Raw genomic sequence first — 18803 nt, forward strand, 5'->3', positions numbered from 1 at the left:
CTTAGTTCTCCGCTGTTTTTGCCTGATGATTACCCAGCCAGTTTGCCAGCTGACAATACTGCGCAACGCTGACGTTTTCAGCACGCAGTGAGGTATCAATATTTAACTCTTCCAGCGCGCCCGCCGCAACCAGATGACCCAGGCTGTTACGCAACGTTTTACGACGCTGACCAAAAGCCTCGGTAGTAATGCGGCTCAGGATCTTAACATCACTGACCGGGTAAGGCGGCTGTGCATAAGGCACCAGTCGCACCACGGCAGAATCCACTTTAGGTGGCGGCGTAAACGACTGCGGCGGCACTTCAAGGACCGGGATCACCTGGCAGTAATATTGCGCCATCACGCTGAGACGACCATATGCTTTACTGCCCGGGCCGGCAACCAGACGGTTAACCACCTCTTTCTGCAGCATGAAGTGCATATCTTTGATCGAACCAGTATAGCTGAAAAGATGAAACATCAGCGGCGTGGAGATGTTGTAGGGCAGGTTGCCGAACACGCGCAGCGGCTGACCTTTCTCCTGCGCCAGCGCCGCAAAATCAAAGGTCATCGCATCCTGCTGATAAATGGTCAGCTTGGGACCAAGGAACGGATGCGTCTGCAGGCGAGCTGCCAGATCGCGATCCAGCTCAACGACGGTCAGCGCGTCCAGGCGTTCGCCTACCGGCTCGGTCAGAGCACCGAGACCGGGACCGATCTCGACCAGCGCCTCCTGCTTTTGCGGATGAATAGCAGAGACGATGCTATCGATAATGTACTGATCGTTCAGGAAGTTCTGCCCGAAACGTTTACGGGCGTAATGCCCCTGATGGACGCGATTATTCATTACTGCTCTTGATCATAGTGATGGCGAGATTAAGCGCCGTGATAAAGCTGCCCGGCTCTGCCTGTCCAAGACCGGCCAGTTCCAGCGCGGTACCGTGATCGACAGAGGTTCGGATAAAAGGCAGGCCCAGGGTGATATTCACCGCCCGGCCAAAACCCTGATATTTAAGGACCGGCAATCCCTGGTCATGATACATCGCCAGCACCGCATCGGCATGTTGCAGATACTTAGGCTGAAACAGCGTATCGGCTGGCAGTGGCCCCGTCAGACGGATGCCCTGCTGACGCAGCGCATCCAGCGCTGGCGTAATAGTGTCAATCTCTTCACGCCCCATATGCCCGCCTTCGCCAGCGTGCGGATTAAGACCGCAGACAAAGATATGCGGCTGCGCCAGGCCAAACTTCTGCTGTAAATCCTGATGCAGAATGGTGATGACCTCACGCAGGCTCTCGCGCGTGATGGCGGCAGAGACATCTTTCAGCGGCAGATGGGTGGTTGCCAGCGCTACGCGCAGCGACTCGGTTGCCAGCATCATAACCACGCGGTCGCCACCGGCGCGATCGGCAAAAAATTCGGTATGGCCGGTAAACGGAATGCCGGCGTCGTTGATGACGCCTTTGTGTACCGGCCCGGTGATCAGCGCCGCAAACTCGCCCTGAAGCGCACCGTCACAGGCGCGCGCCAGCGTCTCAAGGACGTACGCACCGTTAGCCACGCAGAGCTGACCTGGCACCACCGGCTGTGCCGTATCGATCTGCAGCAGCGTCAGGGTACCTGCCTGCTGCGGCTGCGGGGCGCGGTCAGGCTGCCACGGCTGCAGGGTTAGCGGCAGGCCAAGCTGCGCGGCACGCTGCCGCAGCACTTCGCCGTCAGCACAGACGACCAGTTCAACCGGCCAGTTGCGCTGTGCCAGCTGCACCGTAAGATCGGGACCAATCCCGGCGGGTTCGCCGGGCGTGATCGCAACGCGATAGCTATCAGTTGCCATCAAGGATCTTCACGTAGGCGCTGGCGCGCTGCTCCTGCATCCAGGTCTGCGCTTCTTCTGCAAACTTACGGTTGAACAGCAGGCGATAGGCGCGCTCTTTCTGCGCCGCATCGGTTTTATCCACCTGGCGCGTATCCAGCAGCTGAATCAGATGCCAGCCAAACGAAGAGTGCACCGGTGCGCTGACCTGACCTTTCTGCAGCTTCAGCAGCGCGTCGCGGAAAGCAGGATCGTAGATGTCGGGTGACGCCCAGCCAAGATCGCCGCCCTGGTTAGCTGAACCCGGATCGTCAGAGAACTGTTTGGCAGCAGCGGCAAAGGTAGTTTTTCCGCTTTTGATGTCAGCGGCCAGCTGCGTAATTTTTTCACGCGCCTGATCGTCGCTCAGGATCGGTGATGGCTTCAGCAGAATATGGCGGGCGTGTACCTCAGTGACCGAGATATTCTTGCTCTCACCGCGCAGATCGTTGACTTTGAGGATATGGAAGCCCACGCCGGAACGAATCGGACCGACCACATCGCCTTTTTTCGCGCTGCTCAGCGCCTGTGAGAACAGCGTCGGCAGCTCTTCAATTTTACCCCAGCCCATGTTGCCGCCTTTCAGCGCCTGAGGATCGGCTGAGTAGGTCACCGCCAGCTTACCGAAATCGGCACCGCCTTTGATCTCCCCCACCAGCTGACGTGCCAGCGCTTCCTGATCGTCAACCTGCTGCTGCGTAGGATTTTCCGGCAGCGGCAGCAGAATCTGACTGATATTCAGCTCGGTGCCCTGCGAGTTCTGTGAACCAATCTGCGTCGCCAGCGTATCAACTTCCTGCGGCAGAATGGTAACGCGACGGCGCACTTCATTGTTACGCACTTCAGAGATCAGCATCTCTTTACGGATCTGCGCACGGTAGTCGCTGTAGTTCATGCCGTCGTAGGCGAGGCGACTGCGCAGCTGATCGACGCTCATACGGTTCTGCGCAGCGATGTTCTGGATCGCCTGATCCAGCTGCTGATCGCTGATCTGCAGGCCCGCTTTTTCACCCATCTGCAGAATAATGTTATCCATGACCTGACGCTCAAGGATCTGATGACGCAACGTACGGTCCTCAGGCAGCTGCTGACCCGCCTGCTGCGCCTGGGATTTTACCGTGCGCATCATGTTATCGACGTCACTTTCCAGCACCACGCCGTTGTTCACGACGGCGGCGACTTTATCAACTACCTGTGGGGCTGCGAAAGCGGTGCCGGCCGACATCGCCGCACCCAGAATCAGCATTCTCCAGTTCTTCATACTTTATCCATTATTGTTTCCGCACTGCGGGATCGCCTGTCAAACATCACAACATCAGAATGCGCGCTGATAGGGAATAATGCCCTGACGCAGCATTTCATTAGTGCCTAAGCCGTAGTTGGAACTCAGGCCACGCAGCTCAATGTTGAACGAGATTTGGTTGTCATATTTACTGTCGTTGTTTTCCCAGCCGTTAATCTTGCGCTCGTAACCCAGACGAATAGCGTAGCAGCAGGAGCTGTACTGCACGCCTACCAGCTGCTCTGCCGGACGGCTGTTGCGGGTATCATAATAGTACGCCCCCACCAGCGACCAGGCATCGGCAATCGGTACGCTGCCGGTTGCACCGACCTGCGAAATGCCATTTTTATAAATCGGATTATTGATCAGGCTGGCGTTGTTACGCGCCTGCGCGACATATTCCGGGCTGCTGTAGCGATAGCTCAGCTGCAGCATGCGATCGGCATCACGGCGATACTCCAGTACCGTATTACCCTGTGAAACGTTGTCGAGACGGGTGTCATACTGCAGTCCGCCACGCACGTTCCAGCGATCGCTGATTTTCCAGTACGTGTCGCCAGCCCATACCAGGCTGCCGGTATCATCTTCTTTATTCGTCTGGTTTACGCCGGTACGCGACGGAGTAAACGAGTAGATTTGACCTACAGAAACGTTAAAACGTTCAACCAGATCGTTGTCATAAATGCGTGTTGTTACGCCGCTTGCCACTTCATTCGAGGAGGCGATGCGATCGAGACCGCTATAGGTGCGATCGCGGAACAGGCCGGTATAGTCGGTCTGCAGCAGCGTAGAGTCGTAAGGATAGATGTTGCTCTGATCGCGATACGGAATATAGAGATACTGAACGCGCGGCTCCAGCGTCTGGGTATAGCCCTGCGACCAGTCCATATCGCGATCAAATACCAGACGGCCATCCACTTTAAACTGCGGCAGCGTACGGTTTACGGAATCTTTCAGCCGTCCGCTGTTGTTGTTTGTGGCGTCAGGATTAAAGCGGGTGTTATAGCTTTCGATATTGTCCTGCTGATAGTGCGTCGCCAGCAGTTTTGCTTCGGTATCGAGACTGGCCCAGCCGTTGGAGAGCGGCAGATTCAGCGTCGGCTCAATATGCAGACGCGTCGCTTCCGGCATCCGGTTGCTGACGTTGGTAAACTTCACCGCCTGGGCGTAGACGCGGCCATCAAACGGACCGATATCATTCTGGTAGGCGTTAACGTCAAGCTGCGGCGCAGCACGGTAGACGTTGGCAGAGCTGGTATTGCCGAAGACCTGGAAATCTTTGGTCGACAGCGTCGCATCCCAGTTGGTATCCGCGTAGCCGATGCTGAATTTCTGCGTCGCATAGTTATTGGTCGAGCTGTAATATTTCGAGTCGATATCGTTGAAATAGTAGGGATCGCTGACCTTGGTATAATCCGCCGCAAAGCGCCAGTGCTGATCGTAAACGCCTGAATGGCGCCAGAAGAAGAGCCAGCGTTTAGAGTCCTGATCGTCTTCAATAGAAGAGCGCGCCGCGCGATCTTTTTCATACTGCTTATCGGACGGCAGGTAATCCAGCTCCATCAGGCCGGCGCCAAACACCGTAAGGTAACGGAACTCCGTTTGCAGCTGCGTACCGCGCTTGCTCATATAGTGCGGCGTCAGCGTGGCATCCGCCTGCGGCGCAATATTCCAGTAGTACGGCAGCATAAACTCGAAGCCGTTATTACTGCCATATTTCGCATTCGGGATCAGGAAACCGGAGCGACGACGATCGCCGATCGGCAGCTGCAGATAAGGGCTATAAAACACCGGCACATTGCCGAGTTTGAAGCGCGCGTTCCAGATCTCCGCTACCTCTTCCTGACGATCCTGGATCACCTCTGATCCCACCACGCTCCAGCTGTTAGAGCCCGGCAGACAGGAGGTAAAGGTGCCATTTTCGAGAATGGTATACCGGTTATTGCCACGCAGCTTCATCTGGTCGGCATCACCGCGTCCCTGGCGACCCACCATCTGGTAGTTGCCGTTCCAGACGTTAGTGTCTTTGGTGTTCAGATTGGACCAGGCTTTCGGACCTTTCAGGATGACCTGATTATCGTCATAGTGCACATTGCCCAGTGCATCCACGGTGCGTACCGGCGCGGTCTGGCCCTCCTGCTGACGCTGATGCAGCTGCATTTCGTCAGCGCGCAGACGGCTGTTACCCTGCTGCACATCGACATTACCGGTGAATACTGCATCGTCCGGATAATTGCCTTTTGCCGAATCGGAATTGATGGTTACCGGCAGGGAGTTAGCGTCACCATTGATAACCGGGCGGTTGTAGCTTGGCACGCCCAGCATACACTGCGACATCAAATCGTCGGCCAGCGCGTGCTGACTATAAAGTGCGGCACCAATCATGGTTGCCAGCAGGGTAGGTATACGTTTTTTCATACGCGGTTTCGATAATTCCATGGACACTGGCATCATGCCGACAATCCGGACAGAGACTAACTTACCGCCCGGCGTAGTGCCAGCGTTAATCCTTTTCTGTCTGCGTTGCCGTTAGGCGCGGAGATAAATGACAGGTATGATAATGCAATTTTCAGCCACAAGCATGGCGAATTGAGGAGTTTATGCGCTACTGGGGAAAAGTTATTGGTCTTGCGCTTGGCGTGATGTCAGGCGCGGGGTTCTGGGGCATTGTCCTGGGTCTGATCATTGGTCATCTGATTGATAAAGTGCGCAGCGTAAAAGGGCAGGGATACTTTGCCAATAATCAGTCGCGGCAGACGCTGTTTTTCAGCACGACGTTTCAGATCATGGGGCATCTGACCAAATCGAAAGGGCGCGTCACCGAAGCGGATATTCAGATTGCGTCGCTGTTTATGGATCGTATGCAGCTGCACGGAGAGGCCCGCACTGCCGCGCAGCGCGCCTTTCGTGAAGGGAAACAGAGCGATTATCCGCTGCGCAACAAACTGCGTGAGCTGCGCAGCGCCTGTTTTGGCCGTTTCGATCTGATTCGGATGTTTCTGGAAATTCAGATTCAGGCGGCATTTGCGGATGGTTCGCTGCATCCGAACGAGCGGCAGGTGCTGTATGTGATTGCCGAAGAGCTGGGGATTTCACGCCAGCAGTTCGATCAGTTTCTGCGCATGATGGAAGGCGGCCAGCAGTTTGGCGGCGCCGGGGCCTCAGGCGGCGGCTGGCAGCAGACGAAGCGCGGACCCACGCTGGAAGACGCCTGCAGCGTACTGGGCGTGAAAAGCAGTGATGATAACACCACCATTAAACGCGCCTATCGCAAGCTGATGAGTGAACATCATCCCGATAAGCTGGTGGCGAAAGGTCTGCCGCCGGAAATGATGGAGATGGCGAAACAGAAAGCGCAGGAGATTCAGGCCGCATACGACCTGATCCGCAAAGAGAAAGGGTTTAAATAGCCCGGCCATCCCGCCCTTTTTACCGGAAAGAGGGCGGGGTGACGCAGGTCAGAACTCCGCTGGCTGCCGAAATGTCATGCTGCTGCCAAATACCGGATGGGTAATGGTCAGCGACTCCGCATGCAGCTGCAGACGCGCTGCCATCGCCAGCGCCGCCTCATGCGCATAGAAACGATCGCCGAGGATCGGATGTCCCAGCGCCAGCAGATGCACGCGCAGCTGGTGTGAACGACCGGTAATGGGCTTCAGCAGCACGCGCGCGCTGTTATCGGCGGCATACTCCAGCACTTCATACTCCGTCTGAGCCGGTTTTCCCAGTTCGTGACTCACCATCTGCTTTGGCCGGTTCGGCCAGTCGCAAATCAGTGGCAGATCGATCAGGCCCTTTTCCGCTGCCGGATGGCCCCAGACGCGCGCCACGTAGTGCTTTGACGGCTCACGCTCGCGAAACTGACGCTTCAGCTCGCGCTCTGCCGCCTTATTCAGCGCCACCACAATCACGCCGCTGGTCGCCATATCGAGCCGGTGCACCGATTCCGCCTGCGGAAAATCACGCTGGATGCGCGTCATCACGCTATCCCTGTGCTCCTCCAGCCGGCCCGGCACCGAGAGCAATCCGCTCGGTTTGTTGACCACCATAATGTGTGCGTCCTGATACAGAATATGCAGCCAGGGTTCGGACGGCGGATTGTAGGGTTCCATCAGCATGTCAGTCTCGCCTGCTTACTGGTGCGTTACGACGATCAGGCGCAGCGCATCGAGACGCCAGCCCGCCTCGCTCAGGCTGGCCAGCACCTGCGCACGATTGCTCTCCAGCGCCTCAACCTCATCGTCACGGATGTTGGGATTGACGGCGCGCAGTGCTTCGAGTCGCGACAGCTCTGCGCTCAGCTTTTCATCCGCCTCCGCTTTTGCTGCGGCAATCAGCGCCTGCGCTTCCGGCACCACGGCCTGCTCCGCCTGCGTCAGAATGGCATGCACATCCTGCTGGACGGCATTGACCAGTTTGCTGCCGGTATGGCGGTTAACCGCGTTAAGCTGACGGTTAAAGCTCTCAAACTCCACTTTGCCCGCCAGATTATTACCCGCGCGATCCATCAGCATGCGCACCGGCGTCGGTGGCAGGAAGCGGGTAAGCTGCAGCTGTTTCGGCGCCTGCGCCTCAACCACATAAATCATCTCAACCAGCAGCGTACCGACCGGAAGCGCCTTGTTCTTCAGCAGCGACAGGGCGCAGCTGCCGGTATCGCCGGAGAGGATCAGATCCAGACCATTGCGGATCAGCGGATGCTCCCAGGTAATGAACTGCGTATCTTCGCGCGACAGCGCCTGATTACGGTTAAAGGTAATCGTACAGCCATCTTCCGGCAGACCGGGAAAATCGGGCACCAGCATGTGATCGGAAGGGGTCAGAACAATCAGGTTGTCGCTGCGATCTTCCTGATTGATGCCGACAATGTCGAACAGGTTGAGCGCAAAGTTTACCAGCTCGGTATCATTATCCTGAGCTGCAATGGCATCAGCCAGCGCCAGCGCCGCTTCGCCGCCGTTGGAGTTAAGCTCCAGCAGTCGGTCGCGGCCCTGCTCCAGCTGCGCTTTCAGTGCATCATGCTGCTTACGGCTTTTCAGGATGAACTCATCGAGACCCTGCGGGTTTTCCGGTGCCGCCAGGAACTCAATCAGCTGGTTATATTCAGCGTCATAAATAGCGCGGCCGGTAGGGCAGGTGTGCTCAAACGCGTCCAGCCCTTCGTGATACCAGCGCAGCAGCACCGCCTGCGCGGTTTTCTCCAGCCAGGGCACCATAATCTGGATATCGTGCAGCTGACCGATACGATCGAGGCGTCCGATACGCTGCTCCAGCAGATCGGGGTTAAACGGCAGATCGAACATCACCAGCCGGCTGGCGAACTGGAAGTTACGGCCCTCAGAGCCGATCTCCGAGCAGATCAGTACCTGCGCGCCCTCTTCCTGCGAGGCGAAGAACGCCGCCGCACGATCGCGCTCAATAATGGAGAGACCTTCATGGAACACCGCCGCGCGAATACCTTCACGCTCGCGCAGCACCTGCTCCAGCTGCAGCGCAGTGGCCGCTTTGGCGCAAATCACCAGCACTTTTTCTTTGCGGTTGCTGGTGAGATAGCCCATCAGCCACTCAACGCGCGGATCAAAGTTCCACCACGTGCCGCTATCGCCTTCAAACTCCTGATAGATCTGCTCCGGATAGAGCATGTCCCGGGCGCGCTCTTCCGGCGACTTGCGTGCCGCCATAATGCCGGAGACTTTGATCGCTGTCTGATACTGCGCCGGCAGCGGCAGACGGATCTGCTGCAGCTCGCGCTTTGGAAAGCCCTTCACGCCGTTACGGGTGTTACGGAACAGAACGCGGCTGGTGCCGTGGCGGTCCATCAGCATTGAGACCAGCTCTTTGCGCGCATCCTCTTTACCGTCGCGGTCGCTGTTAGCAACCTGCAGCAGCGGTTCGATATCCTGCTCGCCAATCAGCTCATTGATCAGGTTCATCTCATCTTTACTGATCGCCTGATCCGCCAGCAGTGAACTGACGGCATCGGCCACCGGACGATAGTGCTGCTGCTCGGCCACAAACTGGCTGAAATCGTGAAAGCGATCGGGATCGAGCAGGCGCAGACGGGCAAAGTGGCTCTCCAGCCCCAGCTGTTCCGGCGTGGCGGTAAGCAGCAGTACGCCCGGCGTGTTCTCCGCCAGCTGTTCAATTACCTGATATTCGCGGCTGGGTGCCGCTTCACTCCACGCCAGGTGGTGCGCCTCATCCACGACCAGCAGATCCCACTCCGCATCCGCCAGCAGTTCCAGACGCTGTTTATTGCGGCGCACAAAGTCGAGCGAGCAGATAATCAGCTGTTCCGTTTCAAACGGATTGTCGCTGTCGTGCTGCGCTTCGGTATAACGATCGTCATCAAACAGAGCAAAGCGCAGGTTAAAGCGGCGCAGCATCTCTACCAGCCACTGATGCTGCAGCGTTTCCGGCACCACGATCAGCACGCGATCGGCGCGCCCCGCCAGCAGCTGCTGCTGGATGATCATGCCCGCTTCAATGGTTTTACCCAGGCCGACTTCATCTGCCAGCAGCACGCGCGGCGCGTGGCGGCGGCCCACATCGTGTGCGATATGCAGCTGGTGCGGGATAAGGTTGGTGCGCATGCCGCGCAGGCCGCTGACGGCAAGGCGATACTGCTCGCTCTGGTATTTGCGCGCGCGGAAGCGCAGGGCGAAGCGATCCATGCGATCGAGCTGACCGGCGAACAGGCGATCCTGCGGCTTGCTGAAGACCAGCTTGCTGTCCAGCATCACTTCGCGCAGCACCACGTTGCTCTCTTCAGTATCAGCGCGGGTACCGATGTAGGTCACCAGCTCATTTTCGTGCCGCACTTCATCAACCAGCATCTGCCAGCCTTCATGGCTGGTAACGGTATCACCCGGATTGAAAATCACGCGGGTGACCGGAGAATCATGACGGGCATAGAGGCGGTTCTCGCCGGTTGCGGGAAACATCAGCGTGACCATGCGCGTATCCAGCGCCACGACCGTACCCAGTCCCAGTTCACTTTCCGTATCACTTATCCAGCGTTGACCCAGTGTAAATACCATATATTTTTTGCTCGATTCTCTGAATGACTTAAAGACGTTCACCTGCTCTCAGGCAATAACAAAGCGCCAGACAGATGTCTGGTCAGGTTGTTGATGCTGACATACAGGAAGGGCGCTATGGTACTGGATGGCAGGGCATTCGTCACCTGTCAAAAAAGCCCCAGCTGCCCGGTAATCAGTGTAGCAAAGTCGTCGCCGACAAACGGCAGAATGCCATCCGCTATCGGCTGCAGCTGTTTGCTGACGTAGTGATCGTAGTCGAGTGGCGTGGTACGCACCTCCAGCGGCTCCGGCCCGGCGGTCGCCATCACATAGCGAATGGAACCGCCTTTCTGGTACTGCAGCGGACGCTGCAGCCTGCGGTTATGTTCATCGGCAAGACGCGCCGCGCGCACGTGCGGCGGAACGTTGCGCTCATACTCATGCAGCGGTCGCCGCAGGCGTTTTTTATACACCAGCAGATCGTCAAGCTGGCCGGCCATCAGCTGTGCGACAGTTTCACGGATATAATCCTGCCAGGGCTCCCCGCGGAAAATACGGCCATAGAGCTGCTGCTGAAACTGCTGCGCCAGCGGCGTCCAGTCAGTACGTACCGACTCCAGCCCTTTAAACACCAGCCGCTGCTGCGCGCCGCTGCCGGTCAGCCCGGCATAGCGCTTTTTGCTGCCCTGTTCGGCGTTGCGAATGGTGGGCATCAGAAAACGGCTGAAGTGCGTCTCATACTCCAGTTCCAGCGCGCTTGTCAGGCCGAACGTCTGCTGCAGATGCTGCTGCCACCAGCGGTTGATCAGCGTCGTCAGCCGCTGGCCGGTGGCCGCTGCCTGCTCCTCGCTATATTTGCCCTGCAGCCAGACAAACGTGGAGTCGGTGTCACCGTAGATCACCGTAAACCCTTCCGCCTCAATCAGCGCCCGCGTCTGCTGCATAATGGCGTGGCCGCGCAGCGTGATGGAGGAGGCGAGGCGTGAATCAAAGAAGCGACAGGCGCTGGTACCCAGCACGCCGTAAAAGGCGTTCATGATGATTTTCAGCGCCTGGGAGAGCGGGGCGTTGCCGTCGCGCTTTGCGGCTTCACGCCCCTGCCAGATCTGCGCCACGATGTCAGGCAGACAGTGAAGGTGGCGCGAGAAGCGCGCTTCGCGAAAGCCAGGCACAGAATCTGCGTCAGACGGATGGGCCAGGCCCTCAACCAGCCCGACGGGATCAATCAGAAAAGTACGGATGATGGAGGGATAGAGGCTTTTGTAATCCAGCACCAGCACGGAGTCGTAGAGGCCGGGACGGGAGTCCATCACATAGCCGCCGGGACTCGCCTCCGGCGCCACGTCGCCCTGATTGGGCGCTACGTATCCCGCACGATGCATACGCGGAATATAGAGATGACTGAACGCCGCAACCGAGCCGCCGTGCCGATCCAGCGCCAGGCCGTTAACGCTGGCCCGCTCCAGTAAAAAGGGCATGATGGCGGTATGGTGAAAAATGCGCGTCACCAGCTCGCAATCTTTCAGGTTATAGGTCGCGAGCGCGGGTTTATCATGGGCAAAGCGCCAGTTGATCTCCTCCATGCGCTGCCACGGATTATTGATCGCTTTACCTTCACCCAGCAGCTCGCGCGCAACGGATTCCAGACTGAAAGAGGGAAAATCCCAGTAGGCAGACTTCAGCGCTTCAATGCCGTCAATCACGACGCGGCCGGCGAGCTGGGCGGTAAAGATGCCCGGCTTAAAGCCGTGTTCACGCCACTCCAGCGGCTGCTGCTGACGGCCGAGGCGCAGCGGAATGCCGTAGCGATCGGCATGCTTTTGCAGCACCCGCAGGTCGAACTGCACCACGTTCCAGCCAATGACCACATCGGGATCGTGCCGCGCGAACCAGGCGTTAAGCTGCTCCAGCAGCTGCTGGCGGCTCTCAACGTAAATCAGCTCAAAGCTGAGCGCGCTGGCGTCGCCGTTGGGCGGGCCCAGCATATACACCTGACGCTGACCGCAGCCTTCCAGCCCGATACAGTAAAGCTCGCCGCGTTCGGTGGTTTCAATATCCAGCGACACCCAGCGGAGAGGCGGCCGGTAGTCGGGATGCGGCTTCAGGCGGGCGTTGATCAGAGTCTCACCGCGCGGCTCGCCGCTGAACCAGACCGGGGCGGTAATAAAGCGCTCCATCAGATAGCGCTCGGGTGGCCGGATATCAGCTTCATAAACGCTGATGCCGTTCTCACGCAGACGTTTCTCCAGCTGCTGTAGCTGACGATGGCTGCGGCAATAGAGGCCAAACACCGGACGATAATGGAAATCCTTCAGCGTCAGCGACTGCAGACGGGTATGGGCTTCGTCGCGGATGAGCGCTTCGGTCTGACGGCGGAACGCTTCCGGAATAAACGCCACTGACTCCTGCGCGGGCAGCACCAGCCGCTGCGGTCCGGCATCGGTTGCCAGCCACAGCGTGATCTCGCTGCCTGAAGGGGTATCCCGCCAGTGACGGGTCAGCAGATAGCCTGCGCGCGGTTCTGTCACGGTGACTCCGGAGTAGAAATTATGCGCAGTATATCATGGATGTTTATACAGTGTCGGCAACTCTCTGCAGCGCAGCGGGAAAAGCTTGACGCCCTGACGCAGGCTCAGGACAATCCAGCCTTCATATTCCGCAGAGGATAGCTATGGAAGCCTGGATTCAACACCTGTTTACGCAATCGCTGGAGTACGCGCTGTTCGCCGTCGCTCTGGTGACCTTTCTTGAATCACTGGCGTTTGTGGGTCTGCTGCTGCCGGGCACCGTGCTGATGGCCAGCCTGGGGGCGCTGGTGGGCAGCGGTCAGATTGGCCTCTATCCGGCGTGGGCGGCGGGGCTGATTGGCTGCCTGCTGGGCGACTGGATCTCCTACGGTATCGGCTGGAAGTTTCAGGGGCCGCTGCACCGCTGGAAGTATCTGAAAAAGTATCAAAGCCTGCTGGATAAGACCGAGCATGCGCTGCATCAGCACAGCATGTTTACCGTGCTGGTGGGGCGCTTTGTCGGCCCGACACGCCCGCTGATCCCGCTGGCGGCCGGCATGCTTGAGCTGCCGGTGCGGAAGTTTCTGCCGCCCAATATCATCGGCTGTATTTTGTGGCCGCCCGCCTATCTGCTGCCGGGGATCCTCGCCGGTGTGGCCATTGATGTGCCGCAGGCGCAGGGCGACAGCTTTAAATGGCTGCTGCTGCTGGTAACGATTCTGCTCTGGCTGGGCGGATGGCTGCTCTGGCGCTGGTGGCGCAGTGACAAAACGCGCGACTGGGCAACCCGCTACCTGCCGAAAGCGCGCCTGCGCTGGCTGGCGCCGCTGATGGCCGTAGCGGGCAGCGCCGCGTTTATCGCGCTGCTGTTTCATCCGATGATGCCTGTTTTCCTGCAGCTGCTCTGGAAAGTCTTCTTCGCTTAAGCTGGCGTAATACCCAGGCGCGCGGCGCTGCTGCTCTCACCCCGAAGCAGCGCCGCCGTCTCACCATCCCACTCGATCCGGCCATCAGCAATCACCAGACTGCGTGCGGCAATCTGCTGCGCATCCTCCAGACTGTGCGACACCATCAGCAGCGTGATATTGCGTGCGTCACACACCGTGCGCACCAGCTGCAGCATTTCGCGGCGCAGCGCCGGGTCGAGCGCCGAAAAAGGCTCATCCAGCAGCAGTACCGGCTGGTTGCGCAGCAGGCAGCGCGCCAGCGCCACCCGCTGCCGCTGGCCGCCGGAGAGCTCGCCAGGCAAGCGCGTCAGTAAATCATGCAGTCCGGTCTGGTGTGCAATCTCCCTCAGCTGCTGCTGCTGGTCGCGCGTGAGCTTCAGGCCCGGATGCAGACCCAGGGCCAGATTCTGCTGTACCGAAAGGTGCGGAAAGAGATTGTTCTCCTGAAACAGCATCGAGACCGGACGCAACGCCGGTACGCTGCGGGTGTGATCGCGGCCATTAATCAGCAGCGTGCCGTGGCTGACCGGCAGAAAGCCGCCGATCAGGCTCAGCAGCGTGCTTTTACCGGCGCCGCTCGGGCCAAGTATCGCCAGCCGTTCACCCGCCTGAGCGCTGAAGCTGAAACGCATCGGCAGATGCTGATAAAGGTAAGTAAGATCAGTGAGTGTCAGCATGGCGTCCCGGCAGTTTTTCCATCAGAGTAAAAAGTAACAGGCAGAGCAGCAGCAGCAGCAGGGCGGTCGCGGCACCGTCGGCACCGCGATAGGCGCCGATCTGCTGATAAAGATACCAGGGCAGGGTGCGGAAATCGGCGTTGCCAAATAGCGCCACTGCGCCAAAGTCGCCAATCGAGAGTACGCAGGCAAAGGCGAGCGCCTGCGCCAGCGGACGCTTCAGCAGCCGCAGCTCAATCAGCTTCAGGCGATTGAGGCCGGAGAGACCGAGCGAGGCGCAGAGCGGCGCATAGCGTGCGGCGATATCGCGCATCGGGTTTTCCAGCACTTTCATGGCGTAGGGAATGGCGATCAGCGCATTGGTAAAGATCACCAGCCCGTCGGCACGCGCCGGCAGCCCGGAGGTAGCGGTAAACAGCAGGAAAAAGCCGCTGGCCAGCACGATGCCCGGCATCGCCAGAATCAGCATGCCGCTCAGCTCCAGCGCCTGTGCGCTCGCCCGACGCTGGCGCTGACGCAGCTCGCGGCTGCTCCACAGCAGCATCATTGTCAGGATCACACAGAGTGCGCCCGCGCCAAGGGCGATGCGCAGCGAGGTCAGCGTGGCCTGCCAGAGCGCCGGCTGCTGCAGTGCGCCGGCCACACCGCCGCGCACGCCATCGGCCACCACCGCTGCCAGCGGAGGCAGCAGCAGCAGCAGCGCGAGAGCAATCAGCAGCGTGTCGCTGACGCGTGCAAACCCGCTATCCTGCGGATCGCGCCAGCCCTGCAGCGTCTGACTGCCGGCAGGGATCGCTTTACTGAAGCGCTGACTGAGCAGCACCAGCAGCAGACAACAGCTGAGCTGCAGCAGTGCCAGCAGCGCGGCGCGGCCGGGATCGTAATCAAAGCTCAGCGCCTGGTAGATCGCCAGCTCCAGCGTGGTCGCTTGTGGCCCGCCGCCCAGCGCCAGCACCGTGGCGAAGCTGGCAAAGCAGAGCATAAAGATCAGCGCCGCGGTCGGCAGGATCTGGCGACGCAGCCAGGGCCACTCCAGCAGCCGGAACAGATTCCAGCCGCGCAGCCCAAGCTGAGCCGCCAGCTGACGCTGCTCCGGCGGAATGCTCTCCAGCGCCTGCAGCAGCATGCGCGTGGCCAGCGGCAGGTTAAAAAAGACGTGCGCCAGCAAAATACCCTGCAGGCCATAGGGAGAGAAGTGGTAGGGAATACCCAGCAGCGTGCAGAGCTGTGCCAGCCAGCCGCTGCGGCCGTAGACGCTCAGCAGGCCAAATACCGCCACCAGCACCGGCAGCACCAGCGTCATCGCACATAAACGCAGCAGCAGCGCGCGGCCAGGAAAGCGGCGGCGATAGAGCGCGCGCGCCAGCAGCACGGCCGGCAGCACGGAGCAGAGTGCCGAGAGCAGCGCCTGCTCAAATGAGAACGCCAGCACGTGGTGCAGATAGCTGTCACTGAGCAGGCTGCGCATGTCCGGCAGCGGGGCCGCCGTCAGCAGCGCCCCCAGAGCGAGCAGCGCCACGGCGCACAGCAGCAGCGCGCTCAGCGCGCCGGGTATCAGCCAGCCGGGCATCAGCGGCTGACAGCCCGCTGCCAGGCGCTGATCCACGCGGCGCGCTGGTCAGCCACTTCTGCCGGTGAAAACTGCAGCGCTTTTTGCGGCACGTTCAGCGCCCGATAGCCAGCCGGCAAATCGCTTTTGATCACCGGGTACATCCAGTTGCCGGTGGGGATCGTCTGCTGGAAAGCGGGGCTGACGATAAACTGCATAAAACGCTGTGCCAGCGCTGGCTGTTTACTGCCGGCCAGCCGGGCGGCGACTTCGACCTGCAGGTAGTGCCCCTCACTGAAGGTGGCAGCAGCGTAGTTCTCTTTCTTCTCTTCAATAATGTGGTAAGCGGGCGACGTGGTATAGCTCAGCACCAGATCGCCTTCGCCCTTGAGAAACAGGCCGTACGCTTCACTCCATCCTTTAGTGACGGTAACGGTTTTCGCCGCCAGCTTCTGCCACGCCGCGTCGCTGCGATCGCCAAACACTTTTTGCATCCAGAGCAGCAGGCCGAGGCCTGGCGTACTGGTACGCGGATCTTCATAGATAACGCGCCATTTCTCCGGGCTTTCAACCAGCTCCTGCAGGCTTGCGGGCGGATTCTTCAGGCGGTTTTTGTCATACACAAAGGCGAAGTAGCCGTAATCGAAAGGAACAAAGGTGTCGTTCTGCCAGCGCTCAGGCAGCTGCAGCGCCGCGGTATCGACCTGACTTTTAGCAAACAGGCCGGTTTTCTCCGCCGCCTGCAGGAGGTTGTTATCCAGTCCCAGCACAACGTCCGCTTTACTGTTTTTCCCTTCCATGCGCAGACGGTTGAGCAGCGAGACGCCATCCTCCAGCGCCACGTAGCGCAGCTCGCAGCCGCACTCCGCTTCAAACGCTTTCTTTACTGCCGGCCCAGGGCCCCATTCAGCAGCGAACGAATCATAGGTATAGACGGTCAGTAGCGGTCTGGCGGCGAATACCGGTGCGGACAACAGCAGCAGGACAGGCAGAACGTTCTTTAACACTTTGCGCTCCTTAAGGAGAGGATATGAGTGAGTCGCAAAGGATCTGAGGCTGGCACATCTCAAATCCCTACGCCGGTATTAACCGGATCAGGTTCGACGGGTTTCTCTCAGCCTGACGACGCAGACACCCCGTTGAGAACGGCTTAGTGTAGACATTTCCGCCACGGCGTGAAAGCGTCATAACGCCGGCGGCGCAAACCAGGCAGATTTAAAATCGAACCAGCCCAGCGTGTTCAGCCGTACGCCGCGCATGCTGCGCTGGCCTTCCAGCAGCAGCCAGTGGTGAAACAGCGGATGCAGCCAGTCCTGATCTACCAGCTGGCGCGCCCACTCAGCCAGCGGCAGGCGTTTCTCACGCCAGCGCGCAGCATCCTCATGCCACGCCAGCGGAATGCAGTGCTGCATCAGCGGCAGCTCATAGAGCTGCGCAAACAGCGCATACTCCAGCGGCAGGGTGAAGTTAACGCTGCCGAGCCAGATATCGCTCTCTCCGGCGCCGGCAAACCACGCTTCGTAGCTCACCACCCGGGTGATCAGTTCCACCCCCTGCTGCGCCAGCAGGGGACGCAGCGCGCTGGCGATGCCTTCATGCTCGACGTGGTCGCTGTACCAGCTTAACGTCAGTCGGGTCAGACCTTCCGGCTTGTCCGCCGCCCGCAGATCGCGGCGATGGTGCCAGCGCGGCAGCAGGCCCCAGGCAGGAAACCAGTAACGCTGATAGCCGGGATCGGCATGATGCAGCAGGGTAACCGGATTAAGCAGATCGCTGACCCAGCGGCGGAACCGGGCATGGCGTCCCCAGGCGGAGCGCTGGTCAAACAGCAGGAAGTAGCAGCCCTCCTCCAGACGGCTCTCTTCCGCTATCTCATCCGCCTCGCTGCCCTGCAGTTTTACGCCAGAGTAGACCAGCTCGTCACTGACTTCCGGCAGCACCCAGATTGAGACTTCGTCAATCAGCGCCCGGTAACCAAAGTAGTCATCAAACGCGGCAATTTTCAGCTGCGTCTGCTGATTGCGTACCACGCTGTAAGGGCCGCAGCCGGCAGGCTGACGGGCAAAGTCGGGCAGGGACGGCCATTCGCGCGGCAGGATCATGGCGCTGACGCTGCCCAGCAGCCATGGCAGCCAGCTGTCAGGCTGGGTCAGAGTGATATCCAGCGTCCAGGGCGCCGGCGAGTGCAGCTGCGAGATATGCGCAAACAGCGGCAGAGCGGCGCTGCGCTGCAGCGAATCAAGAATATCTGCCATCTCCAGCTCGCGCCCGTGATGAAAGCGGATGGCCGGACGCAGATAAAAGCGCCACTGCTGCGCGGAGAGTTGCTGCCAGTGATGAGCAATATCGGGTTCAATTTCCCCGTTTTCCTCATTTATGCGCGTCAGGCCGCTGAAGATCTGGCGGGCCAGATGCGTTTCCGAGCGGCGCAGCGGCGAGGCGGGCAGCAGGTTCTGCAGCGGACGGTAGTAAAGCACGCGCAGAATATGTTTTCCCTGACGCACGCTGCGGCCCAGGTGGGCGGCAATCATCTGCCGCACCTGCGCTTTGTCGCCAACCAGCTGAACCAGCTGGTCAATACCGTCCTGCTCCAGCAGCGCTTCTGCACGCTGCTGCTGCAGCGCCAGACCGGTACAGCGGAAGCGCAGCTGCGAACGCTTTCCGCGTCCCGCCTCAGCCTGCCAGGTCAGCCAGCCTTCACGCTGCATCGCCTGAAGCAGGTTGCGCATATGGCGCCGCGAACAGTGCAGAGTGCTGGCCAGTGCATCAAGCGTTGTCGCCCGATCCTGACCTTCACACTGCTGCCAGAGACGAATAAATTGCTGCTGCAGACGGGCCGAAGGCATAAAAGGGGAACTCCGTGGCGATTTCGCTCAGTGTTTATTGCCCTATAATAGAGGCATACTGCCACTCAATGGAAGAGCGGGAGGCACCCGATCCGGGTGGCGCTCAACCAGCTGTGTCGCCCGTGTGGCACATTTTTCTGA

The 18803-nt window shown here is 59.4% G+C and carries 13 protein-coding genes and 1 riboswitch; of the genes, 2 read left to right on the plus strand and 11 right to left on the minus strand.

What is annotated here, in order from left to right; genetic code table 11:
* Position 1: 1 nt before the first annotated feature.
* From rsmA to lptD, 4 genes are read right to left on the minus strand one after another with little or no spacing between them, the layout of a single operon-like run.
* Positions 2–826 (minus strand): 16S rRNA (adenine(1518)-N(6)/adenine(1519)-N(6))-dimethyltransferase RsmA, encoded by an 825-nt coding sequence (rsmA, locus tag F3J39_RS15095; protein WP_039382519.1) that lies wholly within the window; start codon positions 824–826, stop codon positions 2–4.
* Complete coding sequence (gene pdxA, locus F3J39_RS15100) at positions 819–1814, minus strand: 4-hydroxythreonine-4-phosphate dehydrogenase PdxA (RefSeq protein WP_071669083.1); 996 nt, start codon at positions 1812–1814, stop codon at positions 819–821. The genes rsmA and pdxA overlap by 8 nt, the downstream gene beginning before the upstream one ends.
* Positions 1804–3093, minus strand: a complete 1290-nt coding sequence (gene surA, locus F3J39_RS15105) for a peptidylprolyl isomerase SurA (RefSeq protein ID WP_094110725.1) — start codon at positions 3091–3093, stop codon at positions 1804–1806. Before surA ends, pdxA begins: the two co-directional genes overlap by 11 nt.
* 54 nt (positions 3094–3147) lie before the next feature.
* A complete protein-coding gene (gene lptD, locus F3J39_RS15110; RefSeq protein ID WP_052246515.1) occupies positions 3148–5532 on the minus strand; it encodes an LPS assembly protein LptD in 2385 nt (794 codons plus the stop codon).
* A 182-nt stretch (positions 5533–5714) separates the two neighbouring features.
* Between lptD and djlA the strand changes: the two genes are divergently transcribed.
* A complete protein-coding gene (gene djlA, locus F3J39_RS15115; protein ID WP_039382525.1) occupies positions 5715–6524 on the plus strand; it encodes a co-chaperone DjlA in 810 nt (269 codons plus the stop codon).
* A 48-nt stretch (positions 6525–6572) separates the two neighbouring features.
* Here the strand turns inward: djlA and rluA are convergent, their stop codons facing one another.
* The 3 genes from rluA to polB all read right to left on the minus strand — a co-directional run bounded on the left by rluA (position 6573) and on the right by polB (position 12664).
* Positions 6573–7232 (minus strand): bifunctional tRNA pseudouridine(32) synthase/23S rRNA pseudouridine(746) synthase RluA, encoded by a 660-nt coding sequence (rluA, locus tag F3J39_RS15120; protein WP_039382528.1) that lies wholly within the window; start codon positions 7230–7232, stop codon positions 6573–6575.
* Positions 7233–7247: 15 nt separating this feature from the next.
* Positions 7248–10154, minus strand: coding sequence for an RNA polymerase-associated protein RapA (gene rapA, locus F3J39_RS15125; protein ID WP_039382530.1), 2907 nt, complete (start codon positions 10152–10154; stop codon positions 7248–7250).
* A 149-nt stretch (positions 10155–10303) separates the two neighbouring features.
* On the minus strand, positions 10304–12664 hold the full coding sequence (gene polB, locus F3J39_RS15130) for a DNA polymerase II (protein WP_039382532.1): 2361 nt from the start codon (positions 12662–12664) through the stop codon (positions 10304–10306).
* Between the two features lie 143 nt (positions 12665–12807).
* Between polB and F3J39_RS15135 the strand changes: the two genes are divergently transcribed.
* Positions 12808–13569: a DedA family protein gene (locus F3J39_RS15135; RefSeq protein ID WP_039382534.1), complete on the plus strand. Its 762-nt coding sequence runs from the start codon at positions 12808–12810 to the stop codon at positions 13567–13569.
* On the opposite strand, the gene thiQ is transcribed toward F3J39_RS15135, so the two are convergent.
* The 4 genes from thiQ to sgrR all read right to left on the minus strand — a co-directional run bounded on the left by thiQ (position 13566) and on the right by sgrR (position 18662).
* Positions 13566–14267: a thiamine ABC transporter ATP-binding protein ThiQ gene (thiQ, locus tag F3J39_RS15140; protein ID WP_039382537.1), complete on the minus strand. Its 702-nt coding sequence runs from the start codon at positions 14265–14267 to the stop codon at positions 13566–13568. The two genes, F3J39_RS15135 and thiQ, sit on opposite strands and share 4 nt — an antisense overlap.
* The gene (thiP, locus tag F3J39_RS15145; protein WP_104085636.1) at positions 14251–15861 is read right to left on the minus strand and encodes a thiamine/thiamine pyrophosphate ABC transporter permease ThiP; all 1611 of its coding nucleotides are present in this window, start codon (positions 15859–15861) and stop codon (positions 14251–14253) included. The genes thiQ and thiP overlap by 17 nt, the downstream gene beginning before the upstream one ends.
* Positions 15837–16823 (minus strand): thiamine ABC transporter substrate binding subunit, encoded by a 987-nt coding sequence (gene thiB, locus F3J39_RS15150; protein WP_039382540.1) that lies wholly within the window; start codon positions 16821–16823, stop codon positions 15837–15839. Before thiB ends, thiP begins: the two co-directional genes overlap by 25 nt.
* A 46-nt stretch (positions 16824–16869) precedes the next feature.
* A riboswitch (TPP riboswitch) is annotated at positions 16870–16965 on the minus strand.
* Between the two features lie 35 nt (positions 16966–17000).
* Positions 17001–18662, minus strand: a complete 1662-nt coding sequence (gene sgrR, locus F3J39_RS15155) for an HTH-type transcriptional regulator SgrR (protein ID WP_108569989.1) — start codon at positions 18660–18662, stop codon at positions 17001–17003.
* Positions 18663–18803: the final 141 nt, after the last annotated feature.

The sequence above is a fragment of the Pantoea sp. Acro-807 genome, from assembly GCF_011752675.1.
In the GTDB taxonomy this organism is placed as follows: domain Bacteria; phylum Pseudomonadota; class Gammaproteobacteria; order Enterobacterales; family Enterobacteriaceae; genus Pantoea; species Pantoea eucrina.